Raw genomic sequence first — 13,185 nt, forward strand, 5'->3', positions numbered from 1 at the left:
GTGTTCCTCGACGGAATGGACCCCGCGTGCCTGTCGCCAGTCGCTCTCGCTCGCCGCTCGCGGCGGCCCTCACGGCAATGGCCGTCCTCGCTCCACTGGCCCTGTCGGCTCCGGCCCTGGCGCAGCAGGAGCCGCAAGAGCCGCAGGAGAAGCCCGCCACGACCTACATCGTGCAGCTGGAGTCGGAGCCGGTGGCCGTGTACGACGGCGGTGTGCGAGGCCTGCGAGCGACCAGGCCCGGGTCCGGGGAGCGGGTGGACCGGCAGAGTACGGCCGCCAAGAACTACGCCGACTACCTGCGCCGGCAGCAGAACGAGGCTCTCGGTGCGTCGGGAGCCAATCGCAAGGATGTGGTCCGTCGGTTCGACACCGCCTTCAACGGCGTGGCGGTGGAGCTGACCGGCGGCGAGGCCGCCGCGATGCGCAAGGCACCGGGTGTGATCAACGTCTGGGAGCGCGAGATGCTCACCGCCGACACGACCACCACGCCGGACTACCTCGGCCTCACCGGGTCCGGTGGGGTCTGGGACGAGGAGTTCGGCGGGCCGGGCAGCGCCGGGGAGGGGATGGTCGTCGGGATCATCGACTCCGGGATCTGGCCGGAGAACCCGAGCTTCGACGACATGCCCGGTGCCACCGTTCCGGGCGACTGGAACGGTGACTGCGAGAACGGCACGGACCCCGACACCGACAACAGAGTGAGCTGCAACAACAAGGTGATCGGAGCGCGCTACTACCACGACGACATCGACATCCCCGGCTTCGAGTTCGAATCGCCCCGGGACCACCACGGGCACGGCTCGCACACCGCGGGGACCGCCGCTGGCAACGTCGACACCGACGTGGAGGTCAACGGGGTCGACCTGGGCCAGGGCAGCGGCATGGCGCCTCGAGCGCACATCGCGGCGTACAAGGCGCTGTGGTCCGACGGGCAGGGGCGGGCAACCGGCTCCACCGTCGACATCCTGGCGGCGATCGAAGAGGCCGTGACCGACGGGGTCGACGTCATCAACTACTCCGTCTCCGGCTCCCGGGACTCCCTGGCAACCCCGATCGAGGTCGCCTTCCTCACCGCCACGGCAGCAGGTGTCTTCGTAGCCACCTCGGCCGGAAACGGTGGCGACGACATCGGCGCCGGCAGCGTGGCCCACAACGCCCCGTGGACCGCCACGGTGGCGGCGAGCACGCACGACCGGAACGTGAACAAGACGCTGACCCTGGGTGACGACAGCACCTACCAGGGGGTGGGGGTCGGCCCCGGCCTCGGTCCTGAGCCCCTCGTCTACGCGGGAGACATCCCGGCCCAGGACGCCAGCCAGAGCCAGGCCGCGCAGTGCTGGCTCGACATCGACGGTGACGCCGAGGGCGACCAGATCGCGATCGACGCCGCCGGCGCAGACGGCAAGATCGTCATCTGTGACCGCGGGGGGGAGGTCGACCGTGTCGAGAAGAGCGCCGCCGTCTCCGAGGCGGGAGGCGTAGGAATGGTGCACGCCAACACCAGCGCTGCCCAGTCGGTCGACGCCGACCTGCACTCCGTGCCGACCGTCCATGTCACCAGCACCGTGGGCGCCAGCGTGAAGGCGTACGAGAGCTCCACCGCCGACCCGACCGCCACCATCGGAGGCCAGCGCAGCGCACCGGTGGTCGCCCCGGAGATGGCCGGCTTCTCCTCCTACGGCCCCGCGCTCGCGGGCGACGGCGACCTGCTCAAGCCCGACATCACCGCACCGGGGGTCGACGTCCTCGCCGCCGTGGCTCCACCGTCGTACAACGAGGAGTTCGGCAGCCTGTCCGGGACCTCGATGTCCACGCCTCACATCGCCGGGCTCGCCCTGCTGCTCAAGCAGGCCGAACCCACCTGGAGCAGCGCGGCCGTGAAGTCGGCCATGATGACCACCGCGCGGACCACCAACTCCGAGGGCGAGCCGATCCAGCGCGGCAACGGAGACGCGACCGCGTTGGACTACGGATCCGGTGAGGTCGTCCCGGCCCCGTCGTACGAGCCGGGGCTGGTGTACGACGCCGGCGCCGGGGACTGGATCGCGTACCTGTGCGCCATCGACCAGTGGAGCCTCATCGGCGACCCGAGCGATTGCGACGGCGTGGATGCCGACCCCAGCGACCTGAACTACCCCACGATCGCGATCGGCGACCTGGCGGGATCGCAGACCGTGACCCGGACCGTGACCAACGTCACCGACCAGGAGATGACCTACAGCTCTGCCGGATCCCAGGCGCCGCCTGACGTCAGCATGGTGGTGGAGCCGGCCCAGATCACCGTTCCGGCAGGGGGCGAGGCCACCTACGAGGTCACGTTCCAGCAGGTGAGCGCACCGCTGGACGACTACAGCTTCGGCAGCGTGGTGTGGGAGCCCACCGGCGGGGGCAACACCGTCACCAGCCAGGTCGCCGTCCAGCCCGCCGCCGTCGACGCCCCGGACGAGATCGTCGACACCGGCGCGCAGGGGTCGCGGGACTACACCCTCACCGCGGGCTACACCGGCCCGCTCGAGACGGACGTCGACGGCATGGTCCCGGCCGAGATCACCGACGTGACGGTGACGAGCGACACCAGCCCGGTTTTCGCGGGGGTCACGGTGCCAGACGGGACGGAGGTCGCCCGCTTCGCCACGTTCGACGCCGAGGTCAGCGCGGAAGACACCGACCTCTACGTGTTCAACCCTGACCAAGAGCTGGTGGACTTCAGCGTGAACGTGGGCTCCTCCACGGAGGAGGTCACCGTGGTCGACCCTGAGCCCGGCGAGTGGTTTGTCGGCGTCCCCCTGTACTCCGACGAGACCTCGGCTGAGGTGCCCGTGAACAGCTTCATGGTGGGATCGAGGGACCGGGGCAACCTCGAGGTCGACCCGTCCAGCACCACGGTCACTCCCACGGCCCAGGTGGACCTGACCGCATCGTGGTCGGGCCTGAGCGACGGGCGCTACCTGGGCAGCGTCAACTACTCCAACGGCACGTCCAGCGTGGGCCGGACCCTGGTGTCCATCACCGTGGACGACGGTGGCAGTGCCACGGTGGACCGGCTCGCCGGGACCAACCGGTTCGAGACGGCGGCTCTCGTCGCCGGGGAGTACCCCGGTGGCGTCGACACCGTCTACGTCGCCAACGGCTTCTCCTTCGCCGACTCCCTCTCCGGCGCGCCAGCAGCCTCGACGACGGCACAGCCGAGCGCACGCGAGGCGGCCGGCCAGGTCGGCGCGCCCATCCTGCTCACGCGCGCCGACCGCCTCCCCTCGTCCACGGTCTCCGCGCTGGAGAGCCTGGACCCCGACAAGGTCGTCGTTCTGGGTGGGGAGGGGGTGGTGCAGCGCTCCGTGGCCGAAGACCTCGAGGCATACGGCGCGGTGGAACGGGTCGGTGGAGTCGACCGCTACGACACGTCGGCCAAGATCGCGCGGCGCTCCGGCACCAACGTGCCCACCGTCTACATCGCCAGCGGAGACGAGGGCTCCTTCCCCGATGCCCTCGGTGGCGGCGCCCTGGCCGGGAGGGACGGGGTTCCGGTCCTGCTCACCCACCCCGACCGGGTGCTCGACGTGACCCGGTCGGCAATGGACTATCTCAACCCCGCCGAGGTGGTCGTCCTCGGCGGGCCCGGGGCGGTCTCGAAGACCGTGTACGACGATCTGGGCGCTGACCGCCGCCTGGCGGGGGACAACCGCTGGGAGACGGCCGTCGCCATCTCGGAGGAGTTCGGAGCCGACATCGGCGGCACCTACGTCGCCTCCGGGGAGGCCTTCCCCGACGCCCTGGCTTCGGCCGCGTTGTCGGGGTTGCTGAAGCAGCCGCTCACCCTCAGCGCCAAGAACGACGTGCCGGACGTCGTCATGAACGAGCTGGATCGACTCTCACCGGACGAGGTGACGATCGTGGGTGGCACGGCCGCCCTGTCCGATACCGTGGAAGACGAGCTGAACGGCTCCTACCCGACCTGGCGAAGGTAGGCCCTCATCCCCCACCCGGTGGGCTGCCCGGACATCGGGGACGGCCGGCTCGCCGGGTGGGACTCCTCAGGACGCGTGCCGGGAGACCACGCCGACCGCCAGGTCGTGCATGCGGGTGTTGGTGTCCCGCGCCTGGCGCACCATGAGCGCGAACGCGGCGTCGGCGGACAGACCCTGCTGCGCCATGATCAGGCCCTTGGCCTGCCCGATGACGTCCCGGCTGTTCAACGCGTGACGCAGCTGCTCCTCACGCTCCGCCGCCCCGATCCCGGCGGAGGCGTGCACCGCCAGGAACAGCCCGATCGTCTCGCAGTCCCGGCCGAACGAGTGAGCGGACTCGGAGTAGCAGTTGATCGCCCCGATCCGGTCCTCCTCGGTCTCCTGCGGCAGGCTCAGCTGCAGCGAGAGCATGCTGCCCACCCCCATGGCCCGGGCACGGGCCGAGAACTGCGGCCAGCGGCGGTCGGTCTGGGTGTCCGGTAGGCGGGCCAGGCGGTGCTGCCAGGCGGCTTCGATGCACGGGCCCTGCCCGGTGTCGACCTGGGCGGCGTCCGCCTGTCGCGGGATCTGGCCGTGGCTGGCGATGGTGTCGATGCCGACCCCGCGCCGGGCCAACGACACGCTCGCCTGCTGGGTACCGGGAATCAGGGAGCAGGCGGCTTCGGCCACGATGTGCGCCGTGCTCACCAGGTCGGAGGCCACCGTCATCGCCTCCACGACGTTGGCCATCTCCTGGGCCAAGGGGAGCTCAGCGGGGTCGAACTCGCCGTGCCTGCGCTTGACTGCGACGCCCGCGGACTCCGTCACCATTGCTCCATAGTGACACTGCCCGGCCCCCGCGCACAGCGCTGCATGCAGCGCGAGGGAACCTTTGCCCCGACACCGTCGTCCATACGGCACGGGACGAGACGCGACGAGATACCCAGGTCGACCGAGGAGGCTGAGATGGCCCGTCCGTACTGGGGCACGCCGCAACGGGCCCTGATCTGGTCAGCGACGGCGGCACTGCTCGTCGTCCCGGGCTGCTCGTCGGACGAGGAGTCCGCGTCCGAGCCGGGCACCACCTCCGCCCCCACATCCCCCACCTCTGAACCGGAGAGCGCCATGCCCGACGAGACCAGCCCTACCGGCTCCCCGCCGACCTCGGGTGGGCTCCCGGTCGGCGAGGTGAGCGAGGAGGTCCGCTCGCGTGCCTCCGTGCAGGCGGCCATGCAGGATCTCGCCGACCGCACCGGGGTCGAGCTCGCAGACATCGTCATCGTGGGGTACGCCGAGGTGACCTGGCCCGACGGGTCCTTGGGCTGCCCGCAGCCGGGACGGATGTACAGCCAGGCCCTCGTTCCGGGGGAGCAGCTCGTCCTGCGGGTGTCACGAGGCTCGCAGGCAGCCACCACGGGGCCCGGAGCGCCTCACGGTCTGGTGTCGTACCACGCGGGACGCGGCGGAACCTTCACGTGGTGCCCGAACCCTCGGCCGCCGCTGCCGGCGGGTGCGGGGTCGACCTGAGGTCGGGCAGCGGAGCAATGCCTTCGGGGTCGACCGTCACCGCGACGTCGTCGCCGACCTGCGGGGGGCGCGAGCGCGGCGCCACGGCGGTGGCGGGGCCCACTCCCTCGATCGACAGCCGGACGGTGGCGACGTCGCTGAGCATCACGACCTCTTCCACCCGGCCGTGCAGCCTCGACTCCGTCAGCGACCTCGGCCCTCGGGCCTCGAGGGTCGGGACGACGCGGAGGGCCGAGCGCCGCAGCGCCAGACCCTCCGAGGCGAGCCGCCCGCCTCCACCGGCCGCTGCCGTGACGCGCCCTGCCGGCTCTCCCCACAGGACCGTGGTGTATCCCAGGAACCGAGCCACCTCGGCGTCGGCCGGCGCCCGCCAGACCTGCGCGGTGTGCCCGTGCTGGACGACCCTTCCCCGCATCATGACGGCGAGGTCGTCGGACATGGCGCACGCCTCGTCGTGGTCGTGCGTCACCAGCAGAGCGGTGGTGCCGGTCTCGGCGAGAATGCCGCGCACGTCACCGGCGAGCCTCTCCCGCAGCTCGCGGTCGAGCGCCGAGAGCGGCTCGTCCAGCAGCAACAAACGCGGCTGCGCCGCGAGCGCCCGCGCCAAGGCCACCCGCTGCTGTTCACCGCCGGAGAGCTCCGAGATGCGCTGGGCTCCCGAGCGTGACAGCCCGACCATCTCCAGCAGCTCGCTCACCCGCTGGTCGCGGTGCGCCCGCGGCACCGAGCGCAGCCGCAGCGGGTAGGCGACGTTGTCCGCCACGCTCTGGTGCGCGAACAGCTGGCCGTCCTGGAACATCAGGGCGAAGCCGCGCCGGTGGGTGGGCACCGAGGCAAGGTCCTGGCCGGCGAACGACACCGAGCCCCCCGCGAGGTCCTCCAACCCCGCGATCGCCCGCAGCAGAGTGGACTTTCCACACCCCGACGGACCCAGCACGGCCAGCACTCGTCCCCGCGGGAGGTCGAGGTCGACCTGGTCTACCGCGGTGAAGCCGCCGAAGCGCACGGTGAGGTCGCGCAGCTCCATCATGTTCAGAGCCCTCCGGTCTCGAGCGAGCGCAAGCGCTCGACCGACGTGATGACCGTGGTCGTCAGCACCGCGAGCACCACACTGGCGGCCAGGGCCATACCGGCGTTGTCGGCTCCCGGTGAGGAGATGAGGTCGTAGATGAGCACGGGGACGGTAGGCCGCTCGGGGCGCGCCAGGAAGCTGGTCGCGCCGAACTCGCCGAGGGACACCGCGAAGGCGAACCCCACGGCAGCCAGCACCGGGCGGGCCAGCACCGGGGCCTCGACCGTCCATGCCGCGCGCAGGGGCCCGGCCCCGAGCGCCGCTGCGGCCTGGCCCAGCCGCGCGTCCACCCCCGACAGCACCGGGGTCAACGTACGCACGACCAGGGGGAGCGCCACGGTGGCCTGGGCGATCGGCACCAGGACCGGTGAGCTGCGCAGATCCAGCGGTGGCGTGTCCAGGGTGATGAGGAAGCCGAAGCCCACGGTCACCGCGGAGACCCCCAGCGGCAGCATGAACAAGGCGTCCATCCCGGCGAGCAGCCGCCGCTCCCGAGCACGTCGCGGGCGCCGGGTCACCAGGATCGAGACCATGAGCCCGAGCACCACGGCCAGCACGGTGGCGTCGAGCGCGGTGCGGAGGGAGTTGGCCACGGCCTCGGTGACACTGACCCGCAGGGCCGGGCTGGCGTCGGGGTCGCCGAGCAGCCGGTAGTAGCGCAGCGTGAACGTCTGTCCGTCGTGCAGGCTGCGCCAGACCAGCGAGGCCAACGGGGTCACCACAGCGACCACGACCGCAGCCGAGACCAGGAGCACCGGCAGGTCGCCGCGCCGTGGGGGCCGTTCGGAGCCTGCGGCAGGGCCGCGGCGCAACGAGGACTGGGTGGCCGCTCGGGCCCGAGCGGCTCCGCCGAGCAGGACCAGCACGACCACGATCTGCAGGACCGAGAGCACCGCGGCGGCCTGCAGGTCGAAGAACTGGGTGGTGAGGAAGTAGATCTCGGTCTCGATGGTCCCGTAGCGCAGGCCGCCGAGGGTGAGCACCACTCCGAAGCTCGTCGAGCAGAAGAGGAACACCAGCGTCGCGGCCGAGACGATGGCCGGGGTGAGAGCGGGCAGCGTCACCGTACGGAAGACCTGCCACCCGGTCGCCCCCAGGGCCGCAGCCGCGTCGGCGCTGCGGTGGTCCATCCCGTGCCAGGTCGTCCCGACGGTGCGCACGACGACAGCCAGGTTGAAGAACACCAGTGCCAGCAGGATCGAGACCCAGTGACCGTCCCACCCGAGGAAGCCGGCCGGCCCCCCGGGCGCGAGCAGGGAGCGGAACATCACGCCGACGACCACGGTCGGCAGCACGAACGGAGCCATGACGACGGCTCGGACGGCGGTGCGCCCCGGAAACCGCAGGCGGTACACCGCGAACGCGACGGGCACGCCGAGCGCGACCGAGCACACGGTCCCGGCGGTGGCCATGGCCACGGTGAACCACAGCACGCCCAGGGTGCGACCCCGACTGAGCACCTGCGGCACCGCGGCCAGGTCCAGATGATGGGCCCCGGTGGCGTCGGCCGGGAAGAAGCCGCGGGTGAGCATGCCGCCCAGCGGCACCATGAAGAAGACGGCCACGAAGACGAGCGGCAGCATGGCCAGCGCCCCCAGCACGAGGCGCGGGGCGAGCACATCGGCGCGCCGCGGCTGCACCTGGTCGTCCGGCTCGCCGCGCACCGGCGGCGGAGCCTGCGTGGCGGTCACGCTCTCATCCGGTGGCGATGTCGGCCCACTGGTTGACCCACTGCTCGCGGTTGGCCTCGACCTGGTCGGCCGGGATCTCCAACGGGTCCTCGGCCACCTCGGCGTGCTCCTCCCACTCCTGGGGCAGCTCGGTCTGCGTGGCCACCGGGAAGACGTACATCGACTCCGGCAGGGCCGCCTGCACGGTGTCGCTGAGCAGGTAGTCGACCGCGGCGCGGGCACCCTCCTCGTTCTCGGCCCCCTCCAGCACCCCGGCGTACTCGACCTGGCCGAAGCAGGTGTCCATCAGCGCCGTGGTGGTCGGCTCTCCGTCGTCGCCGATGGTGAACGGCGGCGACGAGGCGTATGACACGACGATCGGCCGATCGCCGTCGCCGCCTCCGGCGGTGAAGTCGACGGTGTAGGCGTCCTCCCAGCCGCTGACCACGCGCACGTCGTTGTCGACCAGGTCGGACCAGTACTGCTGCCACCCGTCCTGCCCGAACTCGGCGATCGTGGCCAGCAGGAAGGCCAGGCCGGGGCTGGAGGTGCTGGCACCCGGGGTGACGAACAGGCCCTCGTACTCCGGCTCGGTCAGGTCGGCCAGGCTCTCGGGCTCGGTGACGCCTTCGCGCTCGAACCAGGTGCGGTCGATGTTGACGCAGACGTCCCCGAAGTCGACCGGCGTCAGGTAGTCGGCGAGGTCGCCGGGCAGCGCGCGCTCCGGCGCGCCCTCGGGAAGCTGGTCGGGGCTGTACGGGGCGAGGATCTCCTCCTCCACCGCGCGGGAGGCGAACGTGTTGTCGATCCCGAAGACCGCGTCCCCGAGCGGGCTGCCCTCGGTCAGCGCGAGGGTGTTGGTCATCTCCCCCGCATCGCCGGAGGGCAGCACGGTCAGCTCGTACCCGGTCTCGTCGGTGAAGCCGCTGACGACCTCATCCGGCAGGTTGAAGGAGTCATGGGTGACCAGGACCACTTCGCCGCCGGCCGACTGCGAGCTGGACGATGACTCGTCGCCGGTGGAGGACTCGTCGTCGCCTCCGGTGAGGGTGCAACCGGCGAGGCTCAGCACCGTGAGGGTGGACAGCGGCACGGCGTACCGTCGGAACCGCGCAGGGCGAGTCGTGGCGCGACGCGGGGGTGTGGGGTGCATGACATCCTCCTGGGCTGCGGAGGGGTTCTGGCGCGTGGCCAGGGAGACTCGACTTCCTCCACCGGTGCTAGCCGGATCAGGTTCGAGGGTCTGCGGCTCGGTGCCGCACTCTCAGCGCGTTCGCGCTCCCCTGTCGTGTACCGACCACCCTAGAGCACGCGACCACCGGAGACGAACCCTCGGCCGAGCAGCCCCGCGCGCCGCAGTGTGGCAGGCTAGCCGCATGGGAGACGCGGTATGGAAGGTCATGGCCCTGGGCTCGGCCATCGGGGCGAGCATGGTGGCGCGCAACCTGACCGAGGCCACCTGGAAGTTCATCCGCGGTGACGAGCCGCCCAAGAACCCGGAGGACCCCGACACGGCGTGGCTGGAGGCGGTCGGGTTCGCGCTGCTCTCCGGGGCCATCGTCGGTCTGAGCCGGATGGTCGCCAACCGCGAGGCAGCCGCTGTGTACAAGAAGTCGACCGGTCACCTGCCGAAGCCGATGCAGTCCTAGGGCTGAGCTCCCAGTCTCGCCTGTCATGCTGGGCGTATGACCACCTTCCTCAGCTTCGTGGCGTTGACTGTCGTCGTGTTGCTGACGCTGGGGCGTCTGGTGACGCCCCCGCGGGAGAAGAAGCCGTGGCGCTCCTTCAAGCTCGACGACTACGGAGCGACCATGCGGCGCGGCGTCGTGCTGCTGCTCGATGGCGGAGCGCGTGCCCGCTGGAGGATGGAGGCCTTGCACAACCAGGCCAACTACTCCGAGAAGGGCCGCAACGACGGCGACCGGCCGCCGACCGACGAGACCGAGCACCCGCCGGAGCAGATTCCGCCCGGAGCCATCCCGCCGCACCTGAGGAAGCCCGGCGACGGCCCTCAGTACCGACCTGACAGCTTCCCTTCGCCCCGTCCCGCGTCCGACGCCGACGACGCGTCGGACGACGGCGAGGGACCCACGCAACCCCGTCGGTAGCGAGCCACCACGAGGTCGGCCAGACCCGCGTGCACACCCAGCGGGGCGCTGACGACGTCGGCACCGATCTGCTTCGCCTTGCCGTGGAAGAACCCCGGCGCCAGCAGGAACGAGATCGCCGCGACGCATGCGGCGCCCTCGCGACGCAGGTCCTGGACCACCTCGGCGCCCCGTGGCCCAGGCCCGCTGAGGAAGCCTGCTCGCACCGGCAGGGCCAGGCAGGCGGCCAGCACGCTCGCGCTGCACAGCACCTCCTGGCGGGCGCGCGGGTCCGAGGAGCCGGCGCCGGTGAGGACTGCCGCGTCGACCTGCGCACGAGCGGGGGGCAGGCTCTCTCGGTGGCGACGGGCGGCGACGTCGATGACCTGGCCGGCCAGGCCCAAGGCGGGAGTCTGCACGGCATCCGGCGCGTAGCGGGCGATGGCCTCGGGGATGTCGTGGTGGACGTGGTAGCCGCTGGTCAGCAGGTAGGGCACCACCACGGCGTCCGGGTGCGGCGGGAGCACGACCTCGGGCCCCGGTGAGCACACATCCACGAACCCGACGGTGAGATCGACCTTGGGCAGTCGGCGCGCGACCAGCCGGCTGACCGCATACACCGTCTCGCGACCTGCCGGGTTCGCCGTGCCGTGCGCCAGGAGCACCAGCGGGCGCGGCGTGCTCATGCCGGAGACGCCACCGCCGTCATGCGACCCTCGGCCGGCTGTGCGCCACCGTAGGCGTCCGACCACGCGGGGCAGAGCCGGACCACGTCGCCCACGACGATGACCGCCGGTGCGCTGACCCGTGCGGTGGCGGCACGACGCGCGATGTCGGCCACCGAGCCGACGGTGGTGCGCTGACCGGGCAGCAGGCCGCGCTCGACGATGGCGACCGGGCAGTCCGGCTCCCGGCCTGCCTCGGTCAGGGCCTGCATGGTGCGGTCCAGCCGCGCCACGCCCATGAGCAGCACCAGCGTGTGGTCCGCGCCGGTGGGCACGTCGGTGACGGTGTCGTGACCGGTCAGCACGGTGAACCCGCGCGCAGCCCCACGGTGGGTCAACGGGATCCCGGCGGCGGCGGGGACCGCGATGGCGCTGGTGACGCCGGAGACCACCTCGACGGGGATACCGGCCCGGTGACAAGCCTGGTGCTCCTCCATCCCGCGTCCCAGCACGTAGGGGTCGCCGCCTTTGAGCCGGACCACCCCGCGACCCTGCCGGGCCTTGTCGATGAGGATCTCGTTGATCCGCGCCTGCGGGATGGCGTGCGCTCCGACCTCCTTGCCCACGTCGATCACCTCGACATCCGGGCCGAGGTCCCGGGTCAGGCCGCGGGGGGCGAGGCGGTCCACCACGACGACGTCGGCCATCTCGAGCAGCTGTGCGCCACGCGCGGTGATGAGGCCGTCGCTGCCGGGGCCCCCTCCGACCAGGGCCACCCAGCCGGTGCCGGTCATGGGTGTAACCCGCACTCGGTCTTGGTGGTCCCGGCCCACCGCCCCGAGCGCGGGTCGGCGCCGAACAGGGGGCGCAGCGTGCACGGGCCACAGCCGATGGAGGTGTACCCCTGCTTCAGAAGCGGGTTGACCGGCACATCGTGCTCGGCGATGTAGGCCTCGACCTGCTCGTCGCTCCACGCCGCGATGGGGTTGATCTTGACGAGCTGGTGGCGCGGGTCCCAGCTGACCAGAGGGGTGTCGGCCCGGCTGGGGCTGTCGCTGCGGCGCAGCCCCGAGGCCCACGCCCGGTAGCCGCGCAGTGCTCGGCTGAGCGGTTCGACCTTGCGCATGTGGCAGCACGCGCCCGGGTCGGTGTTGAACAGGTCCTGGCCGTGCACGAGGTCCTGGTCGGCCACGCTCAGACGCGGGGTGATGCTGCGCACGGTGACCGGGAGCCGGCGAGCGACCTCGTCACGGGTGGCCAGCGTCTCGGCGAAGTGGTAGCCGGTGTCGAGGAAGAGGATGTGCGGGCCGCCGCCCTGCTGCTCGGCGGGCACGGTGTCGGCGAACACCTGGGAGGCCAGGTGTGGCAGCACGGCGTCGGCCATGCTGCTGGCGACGGCGAGCCCGGAGCCGAACTCGGCGAACGCCCACGCCAGGACATCCGTCGCGCTGGCGTCCATCATCTCGTGCCCCGCCTTCTCGGCCCAGGCGCGCGAGCGTGCGGCGGCGGACTTCCCCGAGTGACCCGTGCTCATGTCAAAACCCTCTCTTCGGCGCGGTGGGCCCAGGTGGCAAACGTCTCCCCCGGGCCCCGCTGCTCGGCATAGGTTCGCACAATTCGCTCCACATAGTCGGGTAACGCGGCCGCACTGACCTTGACACCGCGCACGGTGCGACCCAGCTCGGGCTCCGAACGGTCCGCGCTGGCCAGCCCGCCGCCGAGGTGGACCTGGAAGCCGGGGACCTGCTCGCCGTCCACGGTGATGATCTGCCCCTTGAGGCCGATGTCCGCGGTCTGGATGCGCGCGCAGGAGTTGGGGCAGCCGTTGACGTGCAAGGACAGCGGCGGGATCGAGTCGGCCAGGTCGGCCAGCCTGTTCTCCAGCTCGGTGATGGTCTGGGCGGCGGTGGCCTTGGTCTCGACGATGGCCAGCTTGCAGAACTCGATGCCGGTGCACGCCATGGTGGAGCGGCGGAACGGGCTGGGCGTGGCCGTCAGCCCCAGCGGCTCCAGCGCCTCGACCACCGCGTCGACCTGCTGCTCCGGGATGTCCAGCAACAGCAGCTTCTGGTGGGGGGTGAAGCGCAACCGGTCCGACCCGGCCGAGGCCATGATGTCGGCCAGCCTCGTCAGGATGCTCCCGCTGACCCGGCCGACGGTGGGGGCGGCGCCGACGAAGTAGCGACCGTCCTTCTGCCGGTGGACACCGACGTGGTCGCT

10 protein-coding genes, 2 pseudogenes and 1 riboswitch are annotated in these 13,185 nt (G+C 71.6%); of the genes and pseudogenes, 4 read left to right on the top strand and 8 right to left on the bottom strand.

Annotation, left to right across the window (positions count from 1 at the left end; all coding sequences use genetic code 11):
• Positions 1-26 precede the first annotated feature (26 nt).
• Positions 27-3,965: a cell wall-binding repeat-containing protein gene (locus VJ976_RS00465; protein WP_324097833.1), complete on the top strand. Its 3,939-nt coding sequence runs from the start codon at positions 27-29 to the stop codon at positions 3,963-3,965.
• Positions 3,966-4,031: 66 nt separating this feature from the next.
• Here VJ976_RS00465 and VJ976_RS00470 read toward each other — a convergent pair whose 3' ends face one another.
• A complete protein-coding gene (locus tag VJ976_RS00470) occupies positions 4,032-4,775 on the bottom strand; it encodes an ANTAR domain-containing protein (RefSeq protein ID WP_324097835.1) in 744 nt (247 codons plus the stop codon).
• A 135-nt stretch (positions 4,776-4,910) separates the two neighbouring features.
• Here VJ976_RS00470 and VJ976_RS00475 point away from each other — a divergent pair, with 135 nt between their 5' ends.
• Positions 4,911-5,471 (top strand): hypothetical protein, encoded by a 561-nt coding sequence (locus VJ976_RS00475; RefSeq protein ID WP_324097837.1) that lies wholly within the window; start codon positions 4,911-4,913, stop codon positions 5,469-5,471.
• Here VJ976_RS00475 and VJ976_RS00480 read toward each other — a convergent pair.
• From VJ976_RS00480 to VJ976_RS00490, 3 genes are read right to left on the bottom strand one after another with little or no spacing between them, the layout of a single operon-like run.
• Complete coding sequence (locus VJ976_RS00480; protein WP_324097839.1) at positions 5,416-6,501, bottom strand: ABC transporter ATP-binding protein; 1,086 nt, start codon at positions 6,499-6,501, stop codon at positions 5,416-5,418. The two genes, VJ976_RS00475 and VJ976_RS00480, sit on opposite strands and share 56 nt — an antisense overlap.
• 2 nt (positions 6,502-6,503) lie before the next feature.
• On the bottom strand, positions 6,504-8,234 hold the full coding sequence (locus VJ976_RS00485; protein ID WP_324097841.1) for an iron ABC transporter permease: 1,731 nt from the start codon (positions 8,232-8,234) through the stop codon (positions 6,504-6,506).
• Positions 8,235-8,238: 4 nt separating this feature from the next.
• Positions 8,239-9,366, bottom strand: coding sequence for a thiamine ABC transporter substrate-binding protein (locus VJ976_RS00490; RefSeq protein ID WP_324097843.1), 1,128 nt, complete (start codon positions 9,364-9,366; stop codon positions 8,239-8,241).
• Between the two features lie 36 nt (positions 9,367-9,402).
• Positions 9,403-9,508: riboswitch (TPP riboswitch) on the bottom strand.
• A gap of 81 nt (positions 9,509-9,589) precedes the next feature.
• Here VJ976_RS00490 and VJ976_RS00495 point away from each other — a divergent pair.
• Together VJ976_RS00495 and VJ976_RS00500 are read left to right on the top strand one after the other, a co-directional pair.
• Positions 9,590-9,862 (top strand): DUF4235 domain-containing protein, encoded by a 273-nt coding sequence (locus VJ976_RS00495; protein ID WP_324097844.1) that lies wholly within the window; start codon positions 9,590-9,592, stop codon positions 9,860-9,862.
• A 36-nt stretch (positions 9,863-9,898) separates the two neighbouring features.
• On the top strand, positions 9,899-10,321 hold the full coding sequence (locus tag VJ976_RS00500) for a hypothetical protein (RefSeq protein ID WP_324097845.1): 423 nt from the start codon (positions 9,899-9,901) through the stop codon (positions 10,319-10,321).
• Here VJ976_RS00500 and VJ976_RS00505 read toward each other — a convergent pair.
• From VJ976_RS00505 to VJ976_RS00520, 4 genes and pseudogenes are all read right to left on the bottom strand, one after another.
• A complete protein-coding gene (locus tag VJ976_RS00505; protein WP_324097846.1) occupies positions 10,225-10,986 on the bottom strand; it encodes a sirohydrochlorin chelatase in 762 nt (253 codons plus the stop codon). The two genes, VJ976_RS00500 and VJ976_RS00505, sit on opposite strands and share 97 nt — an antisense overlap.
• Positions 10,983-11,747, bottom strand: a pseudogene (gene cobA / locus VJ976_RS00510) (uroporphyrinogen-III C-methyltransferase); the annotation flags it as partial. The gene VJ976_RS00505 and the pseudogene cobA, both read right to left, overlap by 4 nt.
• Before the next feature lie 8 nt (positions 11,748-11,755).
• A complete protein-coding gene (locus VJ976_RS00515; protein ID WP_324097848.1) occupies positions 11,756-12,499 on the bottom strand; it encodes a phosphoadenylyl-sulfate reductase in 744 nt (247 codons plus the stop codon).
• Positions 12,496-13,185 (bottom strand): annotated as a pseudogene (locus tag VJ976_RS00520) (nitrite/sulfite reductase); the annotation flags it as partial. The gene VJ976_RS00515 and the pseudogene VJ976_RS00520, both read right to left, overlap by 4 nt.

Source organism: Ornithinimicrobium sp. (assembly GCF_035267225.1).
Lineage (GTDB): Bacteria > Actinomycetota > Actinomycetes > Actinomycetales > Dermatophilaceae > Ornithinicoccus.